The organism is Nitrospira sp. MA-1 (genome assembly GCA_032139905.1).
Taxonomy (GTDB): Bacteria; Nitrospirota; Nitrospiria; order Nitrospirales; family UBA8639; genus Nitrospira_E.
Genome location: JAQJDB010000006.1, coordinates 1,032,212 through 1,056,771, shown reverse-complemented (window position 1 = coordinate 1,056,771; position 24,560 = coordinate 1,032,212). Strand labels below are relative to the sequence as shown.

At 50.4% G+C, this 24,560-nt stretch carries 25 protein-coding genes; 14 read left to right on the top strand and 11 right to left on the bottom strand.

Annotation, left to right across the window (positions count from 1 at the left end; genetic code table 11):
• Nucleotides 1-79: 79 nt before the first annotated feature.
• From PJI16_11975 to PJI16_11965, 3 genes are all read right to left on the bottom strand, one after another.
• A complete protein-coding gene (locus PJI16_11975; protein ID MDT3778275.1) occupies nucleotides 80-565 on the bottom strand; it encodes a hypothetical protein in 486 nt (161 codons plus the stop codon).
• Nucleotides 566-631: 66 nt separating this feature from the next.
• Entirely contained in the window at nucleotides 632-2,821 is a 2,190-nt protein-coding gene (glyS, locus tag PJI16_11970; protein MDT3778274.1) for a glycine--tRNA ligase subunit beta, read from the bottom strand.
• Nucleotides 2,822-2,858: 37 nt separating this feature from the next.
• Entirely contained in the window at nucleotides 2,859-3,776 is a 918-nt protein-coding gene (locus PJI16_11965) for a glycine--tRNA ligase subunit alpha (protein ID MDT3778273.1), read from the bottom strand.
• A gap of 262 nt (nucleotides 3,777-4,038) precedes the next feature.
• On the opposite strand from PJI16_11965, the gene PJI16_11960 reads away from it, so the two are divergent.
• Nucleotides 4,039-4,359 carry a hypothetical protein gene (locus PJI16_11960; protein MDT3778272.1) on the top strand — a complete coding sequence of 107 codons (321 nt, stop codon included), beginning with the start codon at nucleotides 4,039-4,041 and terminating at the stop codon, nucleotides 4,357-4,359.
• A 197-nt stretch (nucleotides 4,360-4,556) separates the two neighbouring features.
• Here PJI16_11960 and PJI16_11955 read toward each other — a convergent pair whose 3' ends face one another.
• Entirely contained in the window at nucleotides 4,557-5,003 is a 447-nt protein-coding gene (locus tag PJI16_11955) for a cupredoxin domain-containing protein (GenBank protein MDT3778271.1), read from the bottom strand.
• Nucleotides 5,004-5,121: 118 nt separating this feature from the next.
• Here PJI16_11955 and folB point away from each other — a divergent pair, with 118 nt between their 5' ends.
• The gene (gene folB, locus PJI16_11950; GenBank protein MDT3778270.1) at nucleotides 5,122-6,033 is read left to right on the top strand and encodes a dihydroneopterin aldolase; all 912 of its coding nucleotides are present in this window, start codon (nucleotides 5,122-5,124) and stop codon (nucleotides 6,031-6,033) included.
• 11 nt (nucleotides 6,034-6,044) lie between these two features.
• Complete coding sequence (locus PJI16_11945; GenBank protein MDT3778269.1) at nucleotides 6,045-6,890, top strand: PHP domain-containing protein; 846 nt, start codon at nucleotides 6,045-6,047, stop codon at nucleotides 6,888-6,890.
• Nucleotides 6,891-6,927: 37 nt separating this feature from the next.
• Here PJI16_11945 and PJI16_11940 read toward each other — a convergent pair whose 3' ends face one another.
• Together PJI16_11940 and PJI16_11935 are read right to left on the bottom strand one after the other, a co-directional pair.
• Nucleotides 6,928-7,950, bottom strand: coding sequence for a hypothetical protein (locus PJI16_11940; protein ID MDT3778268.1), 1,023 nt, complete (start codon nucleotides 7,948-7,950; stop codon nucleotides 6,928-6,930).
• Nucleotides 7,951-8,052: 102 nt separating this feature from the next.
• Nucleotides 8,053-8,466 carry a secondary thiamine-phosphate synthase enzyme YjbQ gene (locus PJI16_11935; protein MDT3778267.1) on the bottom strand — a complete coding sequence of 138 codons (414 nt, stop codon included), beginning with the start codon at nucleotides 8,464-8,466 and terminating at the stop codon, nucleotides 8,053-8,055.
• A gap of 336 nt (nucleotides 8,467-8,802) precedes the next feature.
• Here PJI16_11935 and PJI16_11930 point away from each other — a divergent pair, with 336 nt between their 5' ends.
• From PJI16_11930 to PJI16_11900, 7 genes are all read left to right on the top strand, one after another.
• Nucleotides 8,803-9,336, top strand: a complete 534-nt coding sequence (locus PJI16_11930) for an SH3 domain-containing protein (protein ID MDT3778266.1) — start codon at nucleotides 8,803-8,805, stop codon at nucleotides 9,334-9,336.
• A 451-nt stretch (nucleotides 9,337-9,787) separates the two neighbouring features.
• Entirely contained in the window at nucleotides 9,788-10,678 is an 891-nt protein-coding gene (gene hpnD / locus PJI16_11925; protein ID MDT3778265.1) for a presqualene diphosphate synthase HpnD, read from the top strand.
• Nucleotides 10,675-12,063, top strand: coding sequence for an FAD-dependent oxidoreductase (locus PJI16_11920; protein ID MDT3778264.1), 1,389 nt, complete (start codon nucleotides 10,675-10,677; stop codon nucleotides 12,061-12,063). The genes hpnD and PJI16_11920 overlap by 4 nt, the downstream gene beginning before the upstream one ends.
• Nucleotides 12,064-12,097: 34 nt before the next feature.
• Complete coding sequence (locus PJI16_11915; protein MDT3778263.1) at nucleotides 12,098-12,757, top strand: uracil-DNA glycosylase; 660 nt, start codon at nucleotides 12,098-12,100, stop codon at nucleotides 12,755-12,757.
• A 915-nt stretch (nucleotides 12,758-13,672) separates the two neighbouring features.
• Complete coding sequence (locus tag PJI16_11910; GenBank protein ID MDT3778262.1) at nucleotides 13,673-14,392, top strand: FRG domain-containing protein; 720 nt, start codon at nucleotides 13,673-13,675, stop codon at nucleotides 14,390-14,392.
• A 54-nt stretch (nucleotides 14,393-14,446) separates the two neighbouring features.
• A complete protein-coding gene (locus PJI16_11905; GenBank protein MDT3778261.1) occupies nucleotides 14,447-14,788 on the top strand; it encodes a hypothetical protein in 342 nt (113 codons plus the stop codon).
• A 125-nt stretch (nucleotides 14,789-14,913) separates the two neighbouring features.
• Nucleotides 14,914-15,360 (top strand): hypothetical protein, encoded by a 447-nt coding sequence (locus PJI16_11900; protein MDT3778260.1) that lies wholly within the window; start codon nucleotides 14,914-14,916, stop codon nucleotides 15,358-15,360.
• A 227-nt stretch (nucleotides 15,361-15,587) separates the two neighbouring features.
• On the opposite strand, the gene PJI16_11895 is transcribed toward PJI16_11900, so the two are convergent.
• On the bottom strand, nucleotides 15,588-15,872 hold the full coding sequence (locus PJI16_11895) for a hypothetical protein (GenBank protein MDT3778259.1): 285 nt from the start codon (nucleotides 15,870-15,872) through the stop codon (nucleotides 15,588-15,590).
• 257 nt (nucleotides 15,873-16,129) lie between these two features.
• On the opposite strand from PJI16_11895, the gene PJI16_11890 reads away from it, so the two are divergent.
• Nucleotides 16,130-16,666: a hypothetical protein gene (locus PJI16_11890; GenBank protein MDT3778258.1), complete on the top strand. Its 537-nt coding sequence runs from the start codon at nucleotides 16,130-16,132 to the stop codon at nucleotides 16,664-16,666.
• A 615-nt stretch (nucleotides 16,667-17,281) separates the two neighbouring features.
• On the opposite strand, the gene PJI16_11885 is transcribed toward PJI16_11890, so the two are convergent.
• The 4 genes from PJI16_11885 to tldD all read right to left on the bottom strand — a co-directional run bounded on the left by PJI16_11885 (nucleotide 17,282) and on the right by tldD (nucleotide 21,465).
• The gene (locus PJI16_11885) at nucleotides 17,282-17,854 is read right to left on the bottom strand and encodes a lysophospholipid acyltransferase family protein (protein ID MDT3778257.1); all 573 of its coding nucleotides are present in this window, start codon (nucleotides 17,852-17,854) and stop codon (nucleotides 17,282-17,284) included.
• A gap of 182 nt (nucleotides 17,855-18,036) precedes the next feature.
• The gene (locus PJI16_11880; protein ID MDT3778256.1) at nucleotides 18,037-18,537 is read right to left on the bottom strand and encodes a hypothetical protein; all 501 of its coding nucleotides are present in this window, start codon (nucleotides 18,535-18,537) and stop codon (nucleotides 18,037-18,039) included.
• A gap of 92 nt (nucleotides 18,538-18,629) precedes the next feature.
• The gene (locus tag PJI16_11875; GenBank protein MDT3778255.1) at nucleotides 18,630-20,000 is read right to left on the bottom strand and encodes a TldD/PmbA family protein; all 1,371 of its coding nucleotides are present in this window, start codon (nucleotides 19,998-20,000) and stop codon (nucleotides 18,630-18,632) included.
• Between the two features lie 37 nt (nucleotides 20,001-20,037).
• Nucleotides 20,038-21,465, bottom strand: a complete 1,428-nt coding sequence (gene tldD / locus PJI16_11870) for a metalloprotease TldD (GenBank protein ID MDT3778254.1) — start codon at nucleotides 21,463-21,465, stop codon at nucleotides 20,038-20,040.
• Between the two features lie 220 nt (nucleotides 21,466-21,685).
• Here tldD and PJI16_11865 point away from each other — a divergent pair, with 220 nt between their 5' ends.
• From PJI16_11865 to PJI16_11855, 3 genes are all read left to right on the top strand, one after another.
• Complete coding sequence (locus PJI16_11865; protein MDT3778253.1) at nucleotides 21,686-22,471, top strand: isoprenyl transferase; 786 nt, start codon at nucleotides 21,686-21,688, stop codon at nucleotides 22,469-22,471.
• A gap of 75 nt (nucleotides 22,472-22,546) precedes the next feature.
• The gene (locus PJI16_11860; protein MDT3778252.1) at nucleotides 22,547-23,356 is read left to right on the top strand and encodes a phosphatidate cytidylyltransferase; all 810 of its coding nucleotides are present in this window, start codon (nucleotides 22,547-22,549) and stop codon (nucleotides 23,354-23,356) included.
• Nucleotides 23,357-23,389: 33 nt separating this feature from the next.
• A complete protein-coding gene (locus PJI16_11855) occupies nucleotides 23,390-24,559 on the top strand; it encodes a 1-deoxy-D-xylulose-5-phosphate reductoisomerase (protein MDT3778251.1) in 1,170 nt (389 codons plus the stop codon).
• The last annotated feature ends 1 nt before the right edge of the window (nucleotide 24,560 follow it).

Genomic DNA, 24,560 nt, shown 5'->3' with positions numbered 1-24,560 from the left:
GAGACGCCTGAGACAGGCGTGGTGTATGAATATAAATATGTGAGCTGGTTGTTAGAACAAAGGTTGGATACACAAGCATTCAGGTTGAATGATGATTTACAGATTGAAGACGGTCCTGATATTTAGCTATCAATATTTGCTTTGTCCACATGCCGGATATTATGACAACTATGGCAAAAATCATGAGCGCAATCAATCGGTAATTCTCCGCCGGATTCCCTGGGACATACAGGTTGCCATCCGGCCCCATGGCCAGGGGTTTTCCTTTCGGCAACCGATGTGTCTCACCCGAGATATCGGAGAAATCAAGCCATTCGGAGCAGACCTTGACCAACCCGTCCACACCCGCAACCTTTAACCACGTGACCTGAACACAATGCCCATTTTCCGGATCAAAGAGTTCCGATTTTGACACGATGCTCTCCAAATCAACACCACTCACCCAAAGACCGGTCAGAATTAAGGCATTGCAGACAATAATAAGGGCAACCGTCACGACCAGGGTAAAGCGTTTCAGGCGTCGTGAAATCTTTGGGCTCACTCCCCCGTCCGTACTACCCCCCATCGGATGTTCCTTCCCATGACCGTCTCGCTTTCACGAGGGCGTCCAGGAATCCTCTTCCAGCGACGGTTATCCACTTGCCGGTTGCAGACAGGACAGATCGGCAACCGTGAGAAACAGGTCATCCGTCGCCTTTAATAAGGAAAGGCGATTAGCCCGCGTCTGTGGGTCTGAATCATTGACCATCACCGCTCCGAAGAACTCATCAATCGGGCTCTTGAGTTCCAACAACGAAAGAAGGGCTTTCCCGTAATTCCGGTCATTCACCGAATCGCGGACTTGCTGTTGCACCACTTCCAAGGCCTGAAACAGCCGACGCTCCGATTCATGCACAAACTGTTCAGGCAGGGCCTGCGCGTTCGTCCATTGTTCTTTTTCGACAATTCGATGAGCCCGCTTAAATCCGATCATCAGCGGATCAAAATCCGGCTGAGGCACCATGGCTTCCAAAGCCTGCATGCGTGCGACCAAATCAGCCATATCACAGACCATCGAATTGGAAACATGGATGACCGCTTCCATGATATCTTCCCGTAAGCCCAGATGTTGCCTGCCATAAAACCGAAGCCGGTCAAGAATGAACGCCACAACATCTGAACCGGTTTGAGGGGTGCCACGCACCTTACCACCTTGTCCATCTAAGATCCGCAGCGCCTGATCCACAACGGAATTGACATTCAACCGGAGGGGCGTTTCGGCGAGTATCCGCACCAACCCATACGCAGCGCGGCGCAACCCCAACGGATCTTCCGAGCCGGACGGAGACATGCCGGCCGCAAAAAAAGCCACGATGGAATCACACCGATCGGCCACGGCGACTAGGACTCCTGGCAGCTCTTTCGGTAATTGGTCATCTGGAAACCTGGGAAAATACTGTTCACCAATGGCGCGACACACCTCTGGAGATTCGCCATCATGCCTGGCATATTCTTCCCCCATGACCCCTTGCAGGGTCGGAAACTCACCTACCATTCCGGTCGTCAAATCCGCCTTGGCCAGAAAAGCGGCGCGACGGCACATCTCGTCCAGATCCTTTCCGCCGATCTGTTCAGCCATCCATCCGACCAGATGACCCACCCGATCCACTTTTTGACGAACCGTGCCTAACTTGTGATGCAACAGAACCCCTTCTAACGCCGGCACTCGTTCATGGAGTGGGCGTTTCGAGTCTTCTGTAAAGAAATATTGAGCGTCACTCAGGCGAGCGGCCAGGACTCGTTCATTCCCTTTGGTCATGAGCGGGGTATTTCCCCACGGCATATTCGTCACCGCAATAAATTTTGGCAGGAGCCCACCATCCTTGGTGATCAGCGAGAAAAATCCTTGATGCTCTTTCATCGATGAGATCAGCACCGGTTTGGGAATCGCTAAAAAGTCTTTCTGAAACGTTCCAAGAATAGCGTGAGGGTATTCCACACCGAAGACTGCTGTTTCAATCAGCTCATCCCGGTACAATGGATCCACCTGGCCTTTTGCCGCCTTAGCCAACGCAGAGACTTGTTCCGTAATGAGGCTCCGACGCTCTTCAGGGTCAACCAGCACCCCCAGTCGCTTCATGGCCTCGATATAATTGTTGGCGGTGGTAAGAGGAAACGCCTGTCCCGGCTTTTTCCCTTTCGCTCGATAAAATCGATGCCCTTTCGTCATGGCGCCGGATTGAATTCCCGCAAATTCTATTCTGAGCGGTTGGTCGCCTAATAACGCGACCACCCAACGAATTGGACGACCAAATTTTGCCCTTGAGGCATTCCAGCGCATCGATTTCGGAAAGGCCAGTTTACTTAAGATCTGCGGAAGCGCCTCCGTGATCACCCGCTTGGCCGACTGACCTCGTTGATGCGTTTCGACCGCCATGTAGGCCCCTTTTGGCGTATCTTTCCTACGAAGTCGGTCAACCGGCACCCCTTGAGATTTGGCAAATCCCAAGGCTGCCTTGGTGGGCTGGCCCGAAGCATCCAAGGCTGCAGAAACCGGAGGGCCTAATATTTCCTGAGTCAGGGAAGCTTGCTGTGGTTGCACACTTTTGACCAGCAAGGCTAAGCGCCGCGGCGTACCCACGACCCTCAAGGACTCATACTCCAACCGGCTGTCCGCAAAGAGCCGTTGCCCAAGATTTGCCAGGTCTTCCAATGCCTGCGGGATAACAGCCGACGGCAATTCTTCCGTCCCAATTTCTAACAAAAACGGGACAGTCTTTGGTTGAGATTTCGGGACAGACTTGACCTTGACGTTTTTGCGGGTCGTTCTTGATGGTGCCATAAGCCTAATTGCCACAGCCCCGCCTCGGGGCATCGATTCAAATGATCTGTTGTTTTCTATGAGGACGGGAGGAAGCTGACGCCTGTCGTAAGAGTGGGAACCCCATCTGCTCCCGTTGACCAAGATAGGCCTTCGCACATTTCCTGGCAAGGTTTCGAACCCTGCCGATATAGCCTGTCCGTTGAGCCACACTGATCGCTCCTCTGGCATCCAACAAATTAAAGAGATGAGAGCACTTCATACAGCAATCATAAGCCGGCAGCACCAATCCCCGTGGATGCTCCAGTAACTGCTCACATTCCTTTTCGTAGCGATCAAAGCCGGTCTGAATCAAGTCCACATCGGCCGCCTCGAAGTTATAGACAGAAAACTGGACTTCGGACTCATGATAGAGATCTCCGTATCGAACGTCTTCTGTCCACATCAGGTCATACACGTTGTCGACTTGCTGCAGATACATAGCAATGCGTTCCAACCCATACGTTAACTCCACTGTGACCGGATCCAGCTCCAATCCCCCGATCTCCTGGAAGTAGGTAAATTGCGTGATCTCCATCCCATCCAGCCGGACCTCCCATCCCAACCCCCAGGCCCCTAACGTGGGAGACTCCCAGTCATCCTGAAGAAATTGAATATCGTGTTGGTAGGGATCTAACCCTAAATGGGCAAGACTTTGGAGATACAGATCCTGCGAATCCGCAGGAGCCGGTTTTAACACCACCTGATATTGAAAGTAATGCTGGAGGCGATTCGGATTATCCCCGTATCGGCCATCGGTTGGTCTTCGACAGGGTTCAATATACGCCGCACGCCAAGGCTCGGGTCCGATCGCGCGAAGAAAGGTTGCCGGATTAAACGTTCCAGCCCCTTTTTCAGTGTCATACGGCTGAGTCAAAATGCAGTGGTGGGATTTCCAAAACTGATGAAGGGAGAGAATAATGTCTTGAAAGGTCACAACACTTGACCCTGGCCCCTAGGTTGACCCCGGAACAGTCGAGCAATGAGGTACGCCATGATTGATTCCGTCCGTTTTCTGCGCGTAGGGAGGAAAATTTTACGTTAGCAATAAACCCTAAATCAGTCAAGATTATCGGATGGGAAACGACTCAAATGCGGTAGAGATCAGTAAAGAAGATTTTGCTCTCCACACCTTGTTTTTTTTTGGAGTCTCAAGTATATTTCGCGACTTGTTTATCTATTGAGGAGGGGTTCGACCAATGAAATCATTTTCTACACTGTTCCTCTATGCTTCTTTCGGTCTCGCAACCTTGACGATGGGCTGCGCTGAGATGAATGGCGGCGCAACCGGTGCAAGTGGCGCTCCAGCTTCACCTAATTCGCCGTCCTCAAGCGCTGAAACCACAGCCGTTACCACGGGACCCACCCGAGTCTCTACTGGCACGCAGGGCGACACGCTTGAAGCCTGTATCTCCAGGATTCCCGCTGATGCAACTGCAGGCCAACGAATGATCGCCACGACGAGTTGCAAACGTGACGCCCAGGCCAGAACCTCCATTGACGCTGTTCCAGGCAAATAGGACCATGCTTGCTGGCGGCTCACTGCCACCAGCAAGCGTTTTGTCTCTCGCCATCATTCAGATCCAAAGAATCCTAGATAATTAAAGTACCTCAGGTCTTTGGGCTTCTCAAGCCACGATATACGCCGACAAGAAGATCCAGGGCTTTCTGGTTCCCTGATGGTGGTCCTATTGTGATTTCATCAAGATGATCTCTATTAGCTTGAGGAGAGGTCTTTGATAAGGATCGTTCCCTCCATGCCGGTGTGCCCTTTTATCCAACATCGAAAGGGATAGAGACCGGCAGATGCAGTAAAAAACAACTCAATCGATTGACCCGGCTCAAGCACAACGGCATTGGTCTCCTGCAGCGCAATCCTTGGCTGATGCCATAGGACGTTAGCATCCGGACCAAACAATTCCTGACTGTGAAATACATGACGTTCACGTCCCTGATTCCGAATCAGAAGACGAAGAGGCTGGTCCGATTCCCATTCAATCCGGGTAGGACTAAATCGAAATTCCTCAGCAGTCAACATGATGGTGGGTGGACCACTCCACTCACACGACCCCTGCAGAACGAGGAAACCGATAACCCACAGCAGGCCCGAGCGAGCGTTCCAGCAAATCCCAGGCTGTAGGGAAATCCATTTCCCGAATTTCATCAACATCTCCTGAAGGGAACATACAAAATCCCTCCATTCCGGAACACGATTGGGACTATTTATGGGCTCTTTTCAAAAATCACATGCACACGACGAGGAAGTTCTGACATAATGGCCCATGTCATCATCCATCGTCGTCAAAGGTATCCAGTTGTCCGCACGATGCGGGGTCACTGAAAAGGAAAGACAGCAACCTCAACCCCTCCTGGTCGATCTCATTTTCCGTTGCCCCAATCAATCGGCCTTTCAGAGCGATGAATTATCCGATACGGTCGATTATGGATCAATCACGCAACGAATTCAGGACATTGGGGAAGGGCAAGCCTTTTCCCTGATTGAAACAATGGCGGAGAAAATCTGCCAAGCCCTGTTTGATGAATTTCCCATTACCCGTCTTAAAATATGGGTCAGAAAAATCCGCCCTCCGTTGAAGAGGATTGAGGGGTCAGTCGGGGTTCAGTTGATCCGGTCACGCCAACCAATGGCCTCAACCGATCTCATGCATCTTTCTCCATTTCTGGTAGACCACCTCTCACGACTTCCTGACGGAACAGCGTTGGATGTGGCAACGGGACGAGGTCGTCATGCGCTGTATCTGGCTTCCAAAGGGTTTTCCGTTCATGGAATTGATCGTGATGCCGACGCGCTACATGAGCTTCAGACACAAGCCCAGGAAGCCGGTCTGTCCTCGATCACAACCGAATCCATAGATTTAGAAGTGAACCCGCAACATCCTCCGGACTTGGGCACGGCCATGTATGATGTCATTTTAGTCTTTTTCTACCTGAACCGGCCTCTTTTTCCTCAACTCATTAAAGCTCTTAAATCCGGTGGCGTCATCATGTATGAAACCTTTCTTCTGGACAACCATATCCATCGACAACACCCACGCCGGAAAGAGTTCTGTCTTGAATCCAATGAATTACTCGGACTTCTTCAAGGGCTCAGCATTCTCCATTATGACGAAGGAGATCATGCGGGCTCTTCAGGACCGGCGTTTACCGCACGAATCTTAGCACGCAAACCATAATTCCCAATCATATGAGCCGTATCGACCTTCATACTCACACCCATTTCTCGGACGGAAGCGAATCTCCCACCGCACTCGTGGAGCTTGCTCATCAACAAAACGTGAGCATCCTGGCGGTAACCGACCATGACACCACTGAGGGCCTCACGGAAGCCATGGAGGCCGCTCAGGACCTCCCGGTTGAAATCATACCCGGCATTGAATTAAGTACAGAGTTTGAAGGGCGGGAAACGCATATGCTCGGGTATTTCATTGATCTCGCTGATCCTGAGTTTCAAACCAGGCTTGAGCAGCTTCGCACGACACGCTTTGATCGGCTTCACCACATCCTTGACCGGCTCCACAACCTCCATGTAGAGGTTTCTCTCGCTGAAGTGGAGCATGTCGCCGGAAGCGGAACGATCGGTCGCCCGCACATTGCACAGGTATTAATTGAAAAAGGGTATGTGAAGGGAATGAAAGAAGCGTTCGATCGCTTCCTGGGGGTCAGAGGCTCAGCTTATGTTCGACGAATGGTCCCTGAAGCAGCCGAAATCATGACGTGGATCACAGACGCTGGGGGCATCCCCATACTTGCTCACCCCTATTGGGAGGGATTGGGTGCGGATAAGACGGAGTCCTCATGCCGGACGTTGATGGACCAGGGATTACGGGGGCTTGAAGTCTTCTATGGAACCTTTTCCGCTCGTCAAATTTCAATCAATCTCAACTTAGCCAAAAAATTTGACCTGCTCATGACAGGAGGCAGTGATTTTCACGGAACCCTGAAGCCTGATATCTCGGTCGGAACCGGACGTGGTTCGCTACGGGTTCCTCCCAAGTTGATGGATCACTTACGTCAGGCGGCTGCCCGGTAAAACCCAAGTCGCATGGGCCAGGCCCCATAACGATTGTTCAATTGTCCGTGGCTTCCACAATGTGGTTTTCAAATCGTGTGCAGCCCTCTGCCAATAGGCGGTTGGTTAACAATTCCCCTGGCCATTCAATGGGTAAGTCGGCCGTAAACACCCACACATCCGGAGACGTCCAAATCGGTCCATGGTCTTCAGGTAGATCCGGATCAAACAGATCCGTCCACACGGGCATATACACGCCATTCCCGCATTGAGTATGCAGGTGAACGACCGTGCGACTTCGAACCGGGCCTTCCAGGTCATGCCACACCGCAGCTGTTTCATCAGCCAATCGATGAAGACGAACGGCGTTTTGTGCATCATACAAGGCATAGGCGGCGTAATTAGGCGCTTCCAATAATTGAGGCGCCTTGGCCACTTCGGGACATTGATTGACGAGATGATCCATAATTGCCTGACAATCATCCTCGGAAAGAGCTTCCGGTAACGTGGTGTCAGGAACGCCAAGAATTTCAAAAAATAAAAATGCGGTGGCTTCGACCGGTGGATGAAGCCTTGCCGCAATCGCCTGACGCGGCTGTCCATCAGCCAGATTGGAAATATGGTCGTGAATCTTCTGCAAGCTTAAAAATTCCAGGGTAGAATCGGTAAGAAGCCTTGGTTCAACCGTAATCACGGCTTCTGGCGGGACATGCAGATGTCTCCGTAACAAATCCGCGGTTTCCACAGGATCGATTTTCAACTTCAACGGAAACTCCAGATTGGCCTGGAGTGATAATTCAAATGAGGCCAGAATCCCATACTGCTCGCTGTCTTCGCTCTCATCCTCCATCAGACACGAGCTGGCCGCTTCCGCCAACAAATCGAATAACCACTCCGCCATACTTTCGTCTAAGGCTGCAAGAACGGTAAGCACCTCATGTTCGCGGTCCTGATCGAGCAACGCCTGCAACACTTCAATGGCTAAACTGGGATCCCCATGTTCGTGTCGCCGGGCATTAATGAGATGAATTAAATCCCGGGTGAGGGGATCAGGACGATACCAACTAGACATTGCATTCATGGGTGTAAACGATCCAGGCGGAGGTAAAAAATACTTCTGAAAAGGCAAATCATCAAAATATCCAAGGTATTTTCACATGACCGGAACCCGTTTGCCAACTCATTACTCTCCAATGATCTTCACCAACACCCGCTTCCGACGTCTGCCATCAAATTCCGCGTAAAAGATTTGTTCCCAAGGACCAAAGTCCAAGCGTCCATTGGTGATAGCCACGACAACTTCCCGGCCCATGATTTGGCGTTTGATATGTGCGTCACCATTGTCCTCTCCGGTGAGGTTGTGCCGATACGTTCCCGTCTGCGGAATCAGACGCTCAAGAAACTGTTCATAATCATGTAGCAATCCGGGTTCATCGTCATTAATGTAGACGCTCGCGGTGATATGCATGGCATTCACCAAGACAAATCCCTCTTGAATCCCACTCTGTTGTACCACACGTTCCACCTGAGGGGTAATATTCCGAAATTCCCTTCGTTCTTTGGTCTGAAACCAGAGTTCTTCTCGATACGATTTCATGATGTCCCCCAAATCAAAGATTCCATACCAGGTCTATTTTCCATAACGCCGATCACGATATCAATCGTCATTATTGCCAGGCACAACTGACCGCCCGGATCCTTTCAACCTTCGAATGAACTCGATCGTTTCCCCAGGGCGTTCTGTTCGCGGGAAGACGCGACCATGTGGCCTCATTGATATGGCTGGAAGATTTGACAGGAAATAGAAGTGATGTTAATAAACTTCATGGATGGGTATTTCTTCGTACACAACCCGCTGATTTGGCAAATTCATCCCACGCCAATCTGGCACTGACACTCGCTCGCAGACCTCACGAATAAAAAGGAGATAGGCATGATGACCTCGACAATCGGTACGGTGTTCACCCCAGAACAACCTTCTCGATGGAACGTGCTCTTTGCCCAGGAGCCTGATAAAGATTTGGAATTCGACGAAGGATTGGAAGAGGACGACCTCAACCAATCCAAGCCTCCTTCAAGGAAACCGCTTTTCTGGATCGTCCTTTTATTGGTGATTGGTGGAGTAGCGTATTGGGCCCTCAATTCAAATACCTTTTTGCCCCAAGAGACCGCCACTGAGACAACTGCCATCACCAGGAATCAAAAGGGTAATGAATCCAAGATTGGAATGAAAGATCCAACCTTTCACGAGAATCAGCAGGTAACACTTACGAATATTCTTGGAAGGTCCTTGTTGATGGGAGATCCTGCTAACGCCACGCCTGGTCCCATCGTGAAATTAGGAGAAACATTAACGATTCTGGATGGAGCATATCAGCCAACCGGATGGGTCTACCAGGTTCGAACACAAACGGGAAAAACAGGCTGGATCTCTGCCGATAAGCTCGAACCACAGGCAAAAAAATAGGAGAGGTTCCCATCCGGTAAGGAGGAACCTTCCCATTTTTTCACTGGGATGGCAGGACTTGTTCCATTGTTCCACTTAGGATCCGGGGTCAATTACCGGGAATCATCCGGCTTGCGGTTGAATCACCTGAAAAATATTCCGCTCCATCCAGAAAAGTACCCTCTTCCCATCCATTGAAGAGCTTCGCAATCCTTGCTACTCTGCATTGACGTTTATCAGTTGTATATCCGGTAATCGGATTGTTGCCATATTGAGATTGTTGATCAATAGATGAGTCACCCAGAGTTATGCGTAGAAAAGAGGGGACTCAAAATTTCCCTCCAGGGCAGCGCGGGAACCTCGTTAGCGGCTTAGTCCGACATAGCTTGCCCTTAAATTGAAAAGTTGCCGCCATTCATTTGTACCCCCGGTTCACGATCATTGACTGACCACCGCCTTTGGAAAATACTTCATGAAGCCGATGACTCCTATTGAAGCGCAGACGTTCTGCACAAAATATACGAAAGAAAGTGGCAGCAATTTCTATTACTCTTTTCTGTTCCTGCCACAGCAGCGGCGGGAAGCGATGTATACCATTTATGCCTTTTGCAAAATGGTGGATAGCGCGGTTGATGAACCGGCACCGGGAAGCCATCCCATCGAAGAAGTCCGCAAATGGCGACAAGAATTGACGGCCACCTATCAAGGCCACCCGACCCAACCGGTCACGACGAGCCTCGCCGCCCACCTACAGACCTTCGATATTCCGGAAGCACTCCTTCAAGAATTAATTTCTGGCGTCGAAATGGATCTGACGACCAATCGGTTTGCGTCGTTTGCCGATCTCTATCAATACTGCTACAGGGTTGCGTCGGTGGTTGGGCTCATTTGCCTCAAGATATTCCAAACCCAATCCCCTGCGGCAGAAGACTATGCGGTCAATTTGGGATTGGCGTTTCAATTAACCAATATTCTTCGCGATCTCAAAGGGGATGCCGAACAGAACCGCATCTATCTTCCGCTAGAGGACTTACAGCGATTCGGCTACCCGGAGGAAGCACTCCTGGGTCAACAAGAATCGCCAGCGCTGGTTGAACTTGTAAAATTTGAATGCGAAAGAGCTCACACCTATTACCGCCAAGCTCAAGAAATTCTCCAAACCCTTCCCCCCACCGACCAGAAGTCCCTGGTGGTTTCCGAAATCATGCGTGGGGTCTACAGCCGCATCCTCACACAACTCGAAGACCAACATTATCAGGTGTTCGGCCCACGGATTCGGGTCGCCCCCATACAACGACTCGGGATTGCCGCCAATATCTGGATTCGGTCATTTCTCTCCCATAACATTGCCCCATCAGTGTGACACGCCACATTCTGATACTGAGTGGAAATCTGCCCGGATTACTCACGGCTTTTCGGCTCGTCCCCTACGGATTCCGGATCACCATTCTCGAACACCACAGATCTTTTTCTCCGACAACATCCTCTCCTCAATTTTCCGAATCGAAAGAACCGGAACCTCCAACATCCTTTCAACACCTCATGACACAGCCCTCCCCGCTCATTCTTCCCCGGTTTTACCATGCTACATGGGCACTTTTTCAGGAACTGGCCTTCGAACATACAGCCCAATCCATTCAACCGGTTGAGCTGGAGTTTGGGACATCCGAAGGCTTAACAGAGACGCTATCCAACCCGCACGGAATTACGACTCTTCATCCCATGATCCGACTCGCCGGCTTTCGTGGCCTTCCCTGGGCTGATCGATGGCGTTTGATAAATTTTTTAGAAAAAAAATGGGAAGATCCCCATTCACCGGACCACCACCCTGACATGCTCACAGTTGAATCCTGGCTGAATTCGACTCAACAATCGACTCTTGCCCGGCAACGTATCTGGAACCCATTTTGTCGATTATTTTTAGGATGTGATGTGGCCCAGGCATCGCTCGAGTATTTTCTTGAGGTACTCTCGCGATTCTGGTTATCCAAACCCAATGGACCAGAGACATTTCTAGCCTCACCTGACATGCTCGACCATCTACAACAACAGCTTAAAGGAGTCTTACTTGGAAAAGGCGTGACGTTTTATCCCTTAAATGAAATCACCCTCATTCAAGCCGACACGGAACGCATCCAAGCCATTGTCCTGGATAAGGGCGAACGTCTCACCGCTGACATCTACGTCTCGCCTCTCTCCCCTCCAGAGCTTCTTCGACTCTTGCCGGAAAGAGCCCCGGCTCGTTTTTCTTCTTTTTCCCATTTGGCTCACCTGCAGGAATCCTCAGGAACAACGGTCCGATTCACCCTGAACGACACATTCCTTCCTCCTCGCCTTATCCTCAACTCCGGTGTATTTGATTGGATAACCAGCCAGGCCGTTCGGAATGCTGATGGCGCCAGGACATCGATCACGGGCATTAACCTTACCCCTTCCCCATCCTCAGGACATACCGACGACTGGCTGAAAGAAACAGTCTGGCCTCATATCAAAAACATGCTTCACATTTCTCCTGAGCAATCCTTCCCGTCCGGTAAGCCACCCGTCACGTACTCAGCTTACCCCTATCTTCCTTGCCTGGCAGGTTTCCGCACATTTCGCCCTCTGCCCCACACGCCCATTCCTAATCTCTTTCTTGCCGGCCCCTGGACGGCCAGCCTCCTCCCTCCTTCTCTAGAAAGCACCGTCTTGAGTGCCTCTGCCTGTGCAAGGGCTGTGACTGAATGGGTTCAGACCTCTTCACATTGACATCCAAAACCGTCAAATTTAAGATCCCCCCTCAATGGATCTTCATGAACTCAAATCATCCCTTCACGAATGCCAACGATGTGCATTGTCTTCAGGACGCACTCAGGTGGTGTTTGGGACAGGACATCCTCAGGCTGACATCATGTTTGTTGGAGAAGCCCCGGGTTTTTATGAAGACCAGAAGGGAGAGCCTTTTGTCGGAGCGGCAGGAAAATTACTCAACGAGTTGCTGCAATCAATCGGGCTCAGTCGCGCAGATATTTTCATTGCCAACGTCATTAAATGTCGGCCACCCAACAATCGAGATCCTCTTCCGGAAGAAATCGAGACATGCAAACCGTTCCTGCTTCAACAAATTGAACTCATCAAACCTAAATTGGTTTGCACCTTAGGAAACTTTGCCACACAAACGTTATTGGAAAGAAAAGTCGGTATCACCAAAGTACGCGGGCAAGTCATTCGAATGCCCAACTTCATCGTGTTCCCACTGCTTCATCCGGCAGCCGCACTCCACCAGGGAAATCTCCGGGTTCCTCTCAAGGAGGATTTCCAAAAACTCAAGACTGTCCTGGAAGGTATGAGCAAAACTCCCACCCTCCCGCAAACCGCGTCACCACCAACCCTTCCCTCATCCCAAGCCTCTTCCAAAGATAAAACTCCAGCCGATCCACCCACCCAAATGAGCCTGTTCTAGAAACCATTTAACCAATTAATTAGCAGATGCTGTGTTTCGGCCCAACAGCCGAGGTCCTTTTGTTTCGGCAAAAGGACCCAAAACCATTGACGCCCCGCCCGGGCTCATCAGATTGATCAGACGCGAAGGGGGGAGACGGGCTAACTCGCGGCGCTCACACAAGCCCGTCAAGAACAAGAGCGTCCGATCATGGGGCTGGCCGGCAGGCGTCCGGTCATTTGAGATGAAATTCTGGAAGATTTGGTGTTGGCATGATTTTTTGTGTTGCCGGGTTTCGCCCCCGCGCCACGAGCCACTTTTGTTTCGGCAAAAGTGGCCAAAACCATTGACGCCCCGTCTGGCCTCATAAGAGGGGACGGACGCCAATTTGGGGAGAGCGGACCAACTCGCCTGGCTCAAACAAGGTCCGCAGAGGAAAAGAGCGTCCCTCCCTTTGCCAGACGGCAGGCGTCGGATTTCTCGGCTACTCTGTCATTCTGAGCCCCTTCGACTCCGCTCAGGGCAGGCTCCGCGAAGAATCTGTGCCCAGCTCAACGACGGTATTCGTGGTTGAAAGGAGACCAGGTGGATTTGAGCGTTTGGTTTCGACCTCGAATAATTTTCGAAAATACACTAATCTTTAGTTGACTTATTTCGATGATTATTAAATTATCTCCTGACTCGACTCTTCATGAACCTATAGGAAGTTTCTGGAGTCCATAGGACGGCCTTTAATCTTAATCAAGAAAGGGATCTAATGCTGATCCACATAAGTTCCCCTGATAAATCAGTTAGAGTGAGTGGGGAATTGAACGTAGATGGTTCACACGTTTTCGGTAAGGAATGCAAAGGTAGTTTATCCGGTGTAAAAACCAGCACTCTGCAGCTTATGCGGTCCAATTTTATCATTGTTAGATCGTTATTGAGAGTTGTCGCATGAACGGTCAGTGGATTGGTAGATACGGTGAGTCATCCGAAGGCTTAATCGTAGTGAATATCGACGAGCGTAGAACATATTATCAAGGGGTCGCTTATCTTAACGAATCCGACAGAAGTTTCCCTAGTACTGCGGCATTTTTTCGCACCTACGACAAGAGTTCAGCAGCCAAATTCCGTACGGACGTGATACATCCTATTAACCCGAAAACCGGAATCCCTGATACATGGGATGAGGTAAGAAAACATTATGGAGCCAACGTTGCCGTGTCGGAGTATGCGGATGTGTGTGCAAACTATCATTCCGACGAACTGACGTTGGCATGGACGACAAATTTAGGGGCAGTCGGCAACTGCAAACTCTTTCGCTCAAGAGCAGCCAACCCGTCTGAGTTAGTTCCACTGATTCAAGAATGGGGTGAATTTAAGACATATGTCGAAAGGCTAGAAAGCAGGAGATTCTTGTTCCGTGGCCAAACGGAGCCGTGGCGTCTACGAACGTCCTTTCACCGTGCGGGTCGCGCAGACCTGACTAGGTTTCTGAGCGAGGACATTCAAATTCTCCACAAGCATCTTAGCGCGCGAACAAGACATGTCTTCAATTTGGAAAACCCAAATGAGAACGGCGCTTTCTTTAATCTGGTCCAACATCATGGCTATCCTACGCCTTTACTCGATTGGACTTACTCTCCATACGTTGCGGCTTTTTTCGCTTACTGAGCAATATCGAGTGCAACAGCCGCCCAGGCAGATGCCAATGCCAAAGTGAGAGTATTGGTATTCGATCAGTTGCAGTGGAAATCCGATTGGCCCCAACTTGTGATGCTTGCCACTGCTGTCCCTCACGTATCAATCGGAGAGTTCCTGGCCATTGAAAATGAAAGAATGATTCCTCAACAAGCGGCATCAACAGTTACTAATGTTGACGATATCGAGTCATATATTAAATTAAAGGAATCTCCAGGGAAGACGTACTTGTCGGCGATCGATCTGCCGGCAAGCGAACGGGATAAAGTCGTACAAGAGCTGCGCTTCATGGGTATCACTGCTGGCTCCTTGTTCCCAGGGTTAGACGGTGCTTGTGAAGAACTGAAGGACCGCAACTTTGAGATTTAGAAAAGGCATAGAGAGGATGTGCTAGTAGCCGTCCCCTCTATGCGGGGCTATAGATGAATAGAACTCGAAAAGCGAATATGGCAATCATGAAAACCTACAGCCGGTCTTTCATTGAAACTCGAGTTATGAAGGCAATTAACTTGCTCATTCGGCAAGATGCGTTTCTTCTGCAATGTAATGTGAATGAGCGCTCCATGTCGCATAAGTTGGCGGAATATTTGCAGAAAGAATTCCGGAAGTGGCACGTTGATTGTGAATATAACCGCGATCATGATCTTACGAAAAAGTTGGTGGTGCCAAATGGTACAACCCGAATTGACGATACTGAGGCCAAAACGGTTTTCCCTGACATCATTGTTCACCATAGAAATGAGAATAGTAATTTGCTGGTAATTGAAGTAAAGAAAACATCAAATCCAGACAATGGAAATTTTGATCGAAGAAAGCTTGAAGAATTCATTAAGCCCCCATTCAACTATCAATATGGTCTTTTTCTAAGATTGAATGTGGGTGTTTCGGATATGGCAGATTATGAATTGGATTGGTTCCCGAAAGACCCCTTGCAATCCTAATGAGCGAATACGTTGAATTTCTTAAAGAGGTGTTCGAGCAATTGGGACCCATTCAGCGGCGACGCGTGTTCGTTGGCTAACCTCTTTTGCTACTTCAATTTTTCCCACTTTCCCTGACTGGCGCCTGCCGCCCGGCCCTAGGGGTGGACGCTCTTATCAACCAGCGGACCTTGTCTGAGCCCTTCGAAAAAACTCAGGGCAGGCTCCTCGAGTTGGTATTCTATAATTTAAAAAAGCTTAGTTTCAGCAGACTCCCCTGGCCTTGTGATGTGGCCGAGCAGTGCAGCCGACCCCGGAGAAAAGGCGCGCATTGTTTGAGCCTTGCGAGTTTGCGCGACGCCGGGGTCGGCGAACCGCGCAGGGAACCCGAAGGGCCACAGCATGGCCAAGATGGTTTTGGCCACTTTTGCCGAAACAAAAGTGGCTCGGCTGCCGGGCCGAAACCCGGCATCTTCCAGACGAAGCGGAAATTCTTTGAAACCAACACAAGGTTTTTGCTGATAGCAGAGCATACGCTGTATTCTAAAGCCGACGAGACGTTATCCATACTCTTCTAAGAACGAGGGGCAGCTCCTTTCCAGTAGGACAAAAGAGCCAAACCTTTCAAGATGTCTTTCGATATGGCACCCGAGGAGATCATTGACAATCCTTTGGAAGCGAAGGGCTGTAGCCGCTCATCAGCCGCCTGCGGCGGCCAAACTAGCGGCTGGACCAGACAAGCCTCAGGCCCCCCGCTCAGCTGCGGACTCTGTTCGGCAAAGAGACAATAATGGATTGGCTCAGTAGACTATTCAAAGCGATACCAAACGACGAAATGGAAGGTATTCGTCTGAGCACCAGAGGAACCCATTGGGAGCTTGAAGGACCGAATACCTTCGAAGAATTGTTCAACGCACTCAAAGGCTGGATTCCAGAAGATGCACTTCTCTATTTTGAGGGTGGCTCTCCGGACGCAGAGATCAATCGTTTCTTCGCCATACACTCAGTTCCGGAAACATTACACGTGGCGATGGGAACTATATGGCCACGCCCGAAGATATTTCACGTCCCTGCAACGCGTATCGTATTGACCGAGTTGTCTGGGATCATGAAACACCATGCGGGGCCAGAATTGGCTGTTCATTTCCATGTCTACCGTAACGATGCAGTTTTGCTCGAATGGCATGATGCATTCTTTCAACCTATGTTGATGAGCGGTGCCATTCCAGAAGAAAAGGTCCAGAATTTTGCTAACAAAATTGGAAAAAAATTCAGAAAAATTATCGGAAAAGGCCCTCCAGCGGATGCGGACAAGCCGTGCCCCTGAAATTTAGCGTTAGCGAACAGCCAAACTGCGTCGTGTGAGAAGATATCGTTGGCTACACGGGAACTGCGGGGTTAGGGCCAGGTCTTGCCATACAGTATGGAGAGCATCTGAAAATCCAGCATATGGTGAGATAGGTAGTGTACCTTTTTACTTACTTTTGTCTCCCTTTCCCTGACCGCCGCCTGCCGTTCCGCCACATGGGCGGATGCTCGTGTCAGCCGGCGGGACCTGAGGTCTTCGAACTGACTCAGGGTAAACTCCGCGAGTTCGTCCTCTATAATTAAAGAAAGCTCAGTTTCAGCAGACTCCCCTGGCCTTGTGATGTGGCCGAGCAGTGCAGCCGACCCCGGAGAAAAGGCGCGCATTGTTTGAGCCTTGCGAGTTTGCGCGACGCCGGGGTCGGCGAACCGCGCAGGGAACCCGAAGGGCCACAGCATGGCCAAGATGGTTTTGGCTACTTTTGCCGAAACAAAAGTGGCTCGGCTGCCGGGCCGAAACCCGGCAAAACTTCAACATTGTAGACAGGGTTTCAAGATGGATACCCACTTACAACTGCCGGTATGACGGAAATTTGAGGATGTCTGCCCCTAGAAGAAACTTCCAGGTTAACACGGCTTAGGATACATCAGACAGCAGGCTTTCCCTCAATCCTTCAATGTGTTTCATAATTTCCTTGGTGCACGATTGAAGGGATTCCTTTCTCGGACGAACCTCTTGAGGGAATTGCAGGGGTTTCCCATATCGAATTCTCGCCTTACTCGGAACCAAGAGCGTTTTGACCATCGACGTCACCGAATGGGGGCCGTCCCAGACAATAGACGCCGGGATAACAGGCGCGCCGGATTTAATTGCCAGATAGCCCACCCCCAAATGCCCCGCATCTAAACGATGCCGATCCAATCCGCCTTCCGGAAAAAGGCCGATCACCTCCTGCGCTGCCAACCCCTCCAACATCGTGCGAATTGCACGAATATCCCGCTTGCCTCGTTGTACCGGAATACAACGAAACGCTCGAAATACCCAACGAATGTGCGACTTGGCATAGATCTCATTTGCCATCAAAAATCGAATAGGACGTCCTGCTGTGGCCAATAACACCAATGGATCCCCCATTGAAGTATGGTCACAGACAATCAATGCCGGACCGTCTACAGGAACCGGGTATGGCTTCGCCACCACACCATACATAAGCCGACAAACCCAGGAGTTTAATCGATGCAAGGAAGAATAGACGAAGCCCTTGTGTGTCGCTGAAACTTTCAACGATGAAGAGGAAAAAGGCCGGTGAGTCGGTATAGAAGTATGTCCCTCCATGCCCTTACTGTTGAAAATAGGCACAAGAGACCCGCGAGAAGCCTGACAAAAATAACTTAGGTAGTGGGTTTTTTTGCGTGAGATGGACTTTTTGTGGAGTCGTCAGAGGCATTGGCGGCTTCAGTAGATAGTTCTCCTTCCTCAGATGATTCAGCCTCGGCCTCGTCATCGCCCTCTTCTTCCGGCTCTTCAAACCAATTGACGAGCATGTCCTCCCACCAGACCGCATCGACTTCCGAACCCGGATCTTCTCCAAAGCCAGCCACCTGGTCTTTGGTAAAATCGGGATCAATAACCGTGGGCTTAAACAATGCCCGGTCAATCACTTCCTTCGTGGCAAAACCTCCCACAATCCAAGAAGGAGCATCCGCCCTGCGGGATTTGTACATTTGCAGCCCGACCTTAAGATAGAGAAATGCTTTGCGTTGATCTTCGTCTTTCAACCCCGATGGGGGTAAGCTTAAGGTCTTTTCAATTTTTTTTCTCCATTCCCGGTCATTGTACCGGGAGGTGATCAACTGGAGAACTTTGGCTCCATCCTCTTTTTCCAGTGGCATCCTAACTCCTTATGGGCCTGCGGCCGTTTTCTGTCTTCATGAAATGGATAGGTATCGATAGACCCTTGAATGAGTTCTTGTCGTGTATTTCTCTAATGACCGGCAACCATCATTTTCCGAATTTTGACGGTAGGACTGGCCAACCGGCCACGAAATTCTAAATCATTCCCGACCATTTCAATATCCTTCAAGATCTGTTGTAAATTCCCGGCAATGGTGACCTCCTCCACAGGATGGGTCAGTTCTCCATTTTCAACCCAAAACCCTACTGCTCCCCTTGAATAGTCTCCGGTGACAAGGTTGACGCCAAACCCAATCAGATCCGTAACGAATAACCCCCGCTTCATTGACTTGAGAATTTCTTCTGGTGAATAGGAGCCTGGCGAGAGATATAAATTCGTGGCACCCACTGTCGGATTTTCACCCACGGATCGTGACGCATTGCCGGTGGATGCCATTCCCAGTTTTCGTCCAGAATACGTATCTAACATGTAACTCGACAGCACGCCTTTATCGACCACCAGGGTTTTTCTCGTGGGTAACCCTTCACCATCAAAAGGTCGAGACCCAAGCCCTCCGGCTAATCGACCATCATCGATCACGGTCACTAAATCTGAGGCAATAGACTTTCCGAGTTGTCCCAACAGAAATGAGGCCCCCTTATACAGGGAGTAGCCTGAAACCGCTGAGGAAATATGCCCTAGGAGGCCTTTGGCCGTTTCCGGATCAAAGATCACGGGAACTTCTTGCGTCGTAATGGTTCGACTGCCTAGCCGCCGCAAGGTTCGGCGAGCTGCCTCCTGTCCGATCTTTTCCGGGCTCTCTAATTCATGAAATTTCCGTTTCACGGAATACCAATAATCCCGCTGCATGCCGCCATTCTGGCTGTCCAATGCGATGGGCGACACAGAGAGTGAGTAAGAGGAACTGGCGTACGATCCAATAAATCCATGGGAATTCGCCAACAAAATCGACCCATAACCAGCCGAACACTCAGCCCCTTCAGAATTGGTGATTCGGGTATCAGCGGAAAACGCGGATTGTTCGGTTCTCCTGGCCAGGTCTATTTCCTCATCAACGGTCAATTGCCGATCATCTTTCATATCCATGTCGGGGATATCGGTTACCATGTGATCCGGCGCCGGCAGTCCTGACGTTTCGTCTTCAACCACAGCCCTGGCCAAACTACATGTGTCACTGACTAAACGATCCAACGAGGCTTTGGAAAAATCCGATGTTGAAGAACTGGCTGAACGTTTGCCAAAAAACACCCGAATCCCCAAGACCTTCTCACGGGCTTTGGAGAGGCGGTCCACTTCTGACATCCGCACCTGCACCGAGACTGAATCACCTTCAGCCACAAGAAGATCCGCTTCTGTCGCCCCCAAGGCCTTGGCTCGCTTGAGAACCGTGTCCGCCAATTCCGGGAAACGGTCACCATGTATGGTTGACAGATTTGACATTATTAAATGGAGAAAAACAAAACGGAAGGGTTATCCATCAGCCCATCGCCGTGCCACCGACGATCATTTCATCGATTTTAATGGTAGGAAGTCCCACGCCGACCGGAACCGATTGCCCATCTTTTCCGCATGTACCGATTCCTTCATCCAATTTCATATCATGTCCGACCATCGAAACTTTCTTGAGAACATCAGGACCGTTCCCAATCAACGTTGCGCCTTTGACCGGTTTGGTCACCTTCCCATCTTCGATCAGATAAGCTTCGCTGGCTGAAAAGACGAATTTTCCACTGGTGATATCAACCTGCCCTCCCCCAAACGAGACGGCATACAACCCGTTCTTCACCGACCGGATGATATCCTGCGGATCGGATTCTCCGGCTAGCATAAAGGTATTGGTCATCCGTGGAAGAACAATACTCCTGAAATCTTCCCGTCTTCCATTCCCTGTTAACGGGATGCCCATCAAGCGGGCATTGAGCCGGTCAGTGATATAGCCCCGCAAAATACCTTTTTCAATGAGCATGGTTCGTGACGTCGGCGTCCCCTCATCATCGATGTTCATAGACCCACGCCGGAATGGGAGCGTCCCATCATCCACGATGGTGCATAATTCGGATGCGACGGACTTTCCGACTAAGTCACTAAAGGCTGAGGTTTTGCGACGATTGAAATCCGCTTCCAACCCATGCCCGATCGCTTCGTGAAGCAAAATGCCAGGCCAGCCTCCACCTAAGACAACCGGCATGGTGCCAGCCGGAGCTTCGACCGCGCCTAGATTAAGAATCGCCTGGCGTGCAGCTTCTCGCGCAAACTCCATCGCGCGGTTCTGCTCCAGGTAGAAAGTAAATCCGACCCGTCCCCCTCCTCCAAATGACCCGACCTGGCGATTGGATCCATCTTCAGCAATGCAGGTAATCTGAAGACGAGAAAGAGGCTGCACATCTCCCACCAGCTGCCCTTGGGAGTTAATGACTAAAAATATTTTCTGTTCCGTGTTAAAAGACGCCATGACCTTGGTTATTCGCGGATCATAACGCCTGGCTTCCACGTCTATTTTATTCAGTAAGTCAACCCGGGCTTCGGTTGTAATATCGGTGAGCGGCTGAGCCAACGAGTAGAGATTCTGTGTTGGTTGAGAACGATGGGTGACGGCTATAGGGTTGTCCCCTTGAGGAGAATCCGCAATATATCGTGCCGTATCAGCGGCAATTTCAAGATCTCGCACAGACAGATCATCTGAATACGCAAACCCTGTTCGTTCACCAGCCACCGCTCGAATGCCTGCCCCCTGGGAAATACTTTTGACCGCGCGCTTGACCAGGCTTTCTTCCATAGAAACGGAATCGGTCACGCAGGACTCGACATACATGTCCACGTAATCCACATCGCGAGCGATGGCCTTATTTAAGGCCTGGAGGACATCTTTTTCTTGGAGGGCAAAATCTGAAAGGCTGGGTACCATAAACCTCAATTACAACAAATTACGTATCAAAGAAGGAAAAACTGGAGTATAGCCCATCTCCTAGGTGGGCGCAATTTCCGGTGAAAGTTCTGCCCGCAATTTGACAAGAATCGGTTTCATTATTAGACTGAAATTGTTGTGAAATTTTGCTAGTTTCTAAAACCTTTCAACTGAATTGCAACGCGGTTCTCACCCTCACAATCGGTTTCAACACAATTCAATGGATGACTTTCACGCGGTGGATGCAAGGCAAGTTGCTGAAGGGGAATTGCTGGATCAACTTGACCTCACCTCCCTTCCCCGACATATCGCGGTCATCATGGATGGCAATGGCCGATGGGCCGCTCAACGAGGATTGCCTCGAATTGCCGGTCACAAAGAAGGGCTTCGTGCGCTCCAGGACGTTCTGGAAATCGGGCATGAACTCAGGATTCCCTATATCACCATCTATGCATTTTCCCAGGAAAATTGGAAACGTCCTCATTCTGAGATTCGACTCCTCATGGGGTTGCTTGAGCAGTACCTCAATCAAGAACGCCAACGGTTTCAAGAGCGACAGGTACGATTCCTGCCGATTGGACGGCTTGAACAACTGCCGTCTTCCGTCCGGTCTCTGGCCTTAGAAGTAGCGGAAGAAACCCGCCATTTAACTCAGCGCACTCTGGCCGTCGCCCTGAGCTATGGAGGACGCAGCGAAATTGTCGATGCCGCTCGAAAAGTTGCGATCGAGGTTCAGATGGGATCGCTTACACCAGACCAAATTGATGAGTCCTTATTTGAGCAATATCTCAGCACATGGGGTCTCCCTGATCCCGATTTGCTGATTCGCACTTCTGGAGAAGCGCGAATCAGCAACTTCCTTCCCTGGCAGATTGCCTACACGGAACTCTATTTCACCAAAACCCTGTGGCCTGATTTTCGTCGCGCTGAGACTCTTCTTGCCTTACTCGATTATCAAAAACGGGAGCGTCGTTTTGGCCGAATCACTCAAACCGTTTCGCCATAACACGGGCTGTGGCCATCCCGCATTCACCCTACTTCTTGTTCATCTAACCCACTGCTAATTGTACTCCCCTAAACAATGGATCCCCGGAGACTCTACTCAGCCATCGTATTTATTCCTTTGCTCTATGCGGGAATACGCTATTCTCCACCCTGGCTGCTCTCCATCCTGATTGGGGGCGCTTCCCTCCTTGCATTGTGGGAATTTCTCACGCTCTACTTTGGACGGACCGGCACCCTTATTCCTAAGGTGATCTCCTGCCTTTGTGCGGTCATGCTCCTTGTCGCTATGTATACCGGCTACTCCCTCGCCTTGAACCCTTGGTTCTTGGGAATCGTTGGGGTCATTTTGACAGGATTTTTCATATCTCCGACCACCATGAGACAACGTCTCCCCTTATGGGTGGCCTATCCCTTTGGGATCCTCTATGTTGTGGTTCTGCTCGGGCATTTCATACTCCTCCGGCAGCTCCCTCATGGAATCGCCTTAATCTTTTTTGTCTTAGCCATCACGTGGTTGGCTGATACCGGTGGATTTGTCGTAGGTTTATCTCTTGGACGACATGCCCTGGCTCCCACCCTGAGTCCTAAAAAAACGATTGAAGGCCTGTTCGGAGGAGTTCTCTTTTCCGTACTGGGAGCCCTCATCAGCCACTTTTGGTTTCTCCCCTTTTTCTCGCTGGGGGAATGCGCTATTCTCGGCATGGGCATGGCCATAATCGGAACCCTTGGTGATCTTGCAGAATCCGCGATCAAACGTAGCGTGAGTGTCAAGGACTCAGGCACAATCATTCCAGGACATGGGGGAGTGTTAGATCGTGTGGATAGCCTGCTCTTTACCGGCCCGGTCATTTATTACTTTGCCTTATTCACGGGATCAAACTCATAACCAGACTGTACGCAACCATAGGGAGAGAATCTGGTGAAACACATCGTTATTTTGGGATCTACCGGGTCGATTGGGAACAGTACCTTAGATGTGATCTCCAGATTCCCTGAAGAGTTTCAAGTCGTCGGCCTGGCCGCCGGATCCAATGATCAGGCCCTTGAGGAACAAATCCGCCGCTTCAAGCCCGAAGTGGCTGCGCTTTTCTGCCAGGATGCCGCCAACCGATTGCGAGCACGGATGGGACGCACGTCAACTGAAATTTTGGACGGAGAACAGGGGCTCTGCGCCGTCGCCAGTGCATCGAAAGGCGATTTAGTGATTTCCGCTATCGTCGGGGGGGCAGGGCTCAAACCAACATTGACAGCCATCCAAGCAGGCCGGCAGGTTGCCCTCGCAAATAAAGAGCCAATGGTCATGGCAGGTCGATTAATGCAACTGGAAGCCCACAAACATCACGTGACGATTTTCCCCATCGATAGCGAACATAGTGCTATTTTCCAATCGATGGAAGGCCACCGGAAGGTCGACATTCGCCGGATCGTGCTAACGGCTTCCGGCGGACCATTTTGGGATTGGCCCATCAATGACCTCGAACACGTGACACCCGAACAAGCGATGCAACATCCAAATTGGAAAATGGGAGCTAAAATTACCACCGATTCCGCCACCTTGATGAATAAAGGCCTGGAGGTAATTGAAGCCCGATGGCTCTTTGATATCCCTCAGGATCAAATAGATGTCATCATTCACCGAGAAAGTATTATCCACTCTTTGGTAGAATATTGTGATGGGTCAGTCATTGCGCAATTAGGCCACCCGGATATGCGAACACCAATCTCCTATGCTCTCAAATACCCGGAACGCATTCCCTTGAATCCCCCACTCCTGGATTTAGGGAAAATCGGAAAGTTCACGTTTTATCCAACTGATTCGGAAAAATTCCCGTGTCTCCAGTTAGCCTACGACGCCCTGGCAGGAGCGGACGGGCTTCCAGCCACATTAAACGCCGCAAATGAAATTGCCGTGGATGCCTTCCTCAAGGAGCAGATTGCCTTTTTGGATATACCCAGAGTGATTCAAGAAACCATGAATGCCTATAACGCGACTCCCGTCACATCCATTGAAGACACCTTAGAGATAGACCAATGGGCCCGACGAACAGCCACGGAAATGATGAAAGCCTGCTCTACTTCACCTCTATGAA

Bases quoted from the DNA above. Each gene is read 5' to 3' on its own strand.
- PJI16_11975 (MDT3778275.1), bottom strand. From the start codon at position 565: ATGGGGGGTAGTACGGACGGGGGAGTGAGCCCAAAGATTTCACGACGC.
- glyS (MDT3778274.1), bottom strand. From the start codon at position 2,821: ATGGCACCATCAAGAACGACCCGCAAAAACGTCAAGGTCAAGTCTGTC.
- PJI16_11960 (MDT3778272.1), top strand. From the start codon at position 4,039: ATGAAATCATTTTCTACACTGTTCCTCTATGCTTCTTTCGGTCTCGCA.
- PJI16_11955 (MDT3778271.1), bottom strand. From the start codon at position 5,003: ATGAAATTCGGGAAATGGATTTCCCTACAGCCTGGGATTTGCTGGAAC.
- folB (MDT3778270.1), top strand. From the start codon at position 5,122: ATGTCATCATCCATCGTCGTCAAAGGTATCCAGTTGTCCGCACGATGC.
- PJI16_11945 (MDT3778269.1), top strand. From the start codon at position 6,045: ATGAGCCGTATCGACCTTCATACTCACACCCATTTCTCGGACGGAAGC.
- PJI16_11940 (MDT3778268.1), bottom strand. From the start codon at position 7,950: ATGAATGCAATGTCTAGTTGGTATCGTCCTGATCCCCTCACCCGGGAT.
- PJI16_11935 (MDT3778267.1), bottom strand. From the start codon at position 8,466: ATGAAATCGTATCGAGAAGAACTCTGGTTTCAGACCAAAGAACGAAGG.
- PJI16_11930 (MDT3778266.1), top strand. From the start codon at position 8,803: ATGATGACCTCGACAATCGGTACGGTGTTCACCCCAGAACAACCTTCT.
- hpnD (MDT3778265.1), top strand. From the start codon at position 9,788: ATGAAGCCGATGACTCCTATTGAAGCGCAGACGTTCTGCACAAAATAT.
- PJI16_11915 (MDT3778263.1), top strand. From the start codon at position 12,098: ATGGATCTTCATGAACTCAAATCATCCCTTCACGAATGCCAACGATGT.
- PJI16_11910 (MDT3778262.1), top strand. From the start codon at position 13,673: ATGAACGGTCAGTGGATTGGTAGATACGGTGAGTCATCCGAAGGCTTA.
- PJI16_11900 (MDT3778260.1), top strand. From the start codon at position 14,914: ATGAAGGCAATTAACTTGCTCATTCGGCAAGATGCGTTTCTTCTGCAA.
- PJI16_11895 (MDT3778259.1), bottom strand. From the start codon at position 15,872: ATGCTCTGCTATCAGCAAAAACCTTGTGTTGGTTTCAAAGAATTTCCG.
- PJI16_11890 (MDT3778258.1), top strand. From the start codon at position 16,130: ATGGATTGGCTCAGTAGACTATTCAAAGCGATACCAAACGACGAAATG.
- PJI16_11885 (MDT3778257.1), bottom strand. From the start codon at position 17,854: ATGTATGGTGTGGTGGCGAAGCCATACCCGGTTCCTGTAGACGGTCCG.
- PJI16_11880 (MDT3778256.1), bottom strand. From the start codon at position 18,537: ATGCCACTGGAAAAAGAGGATGGAGCCAAAGTTCTCCAGTTGATCACC.
- PJI16_11875 (MDT3778255.1), bottom strand. From the start codon at position 20,000: ATGTCAAATCTGTCAACCATACATGGTGACCGTTTCCCGGAATTGGCG.
- tldD (MDT3778254.1), bottom strand. From the start codon at position 21,465: ATGGTACCCAGCCTTTCAGATTTTGCCCTCCAAGAAAAAGATGTCCTC.
- PJI16_11865 (MDT3778253.1), top strand. From the start codon at position 21,686: ATGGATGACTTTCACGCGGTGGATGCAAGGCAAGTTGCTGAAGGGGAA.
- PJI16_11860 (MDT3778252.1), top strand. From the start codon at position 22,547: ATGGATCCCCGGAGACTCTACTCAGCCATCGTATTTATTCCTTTGCTC.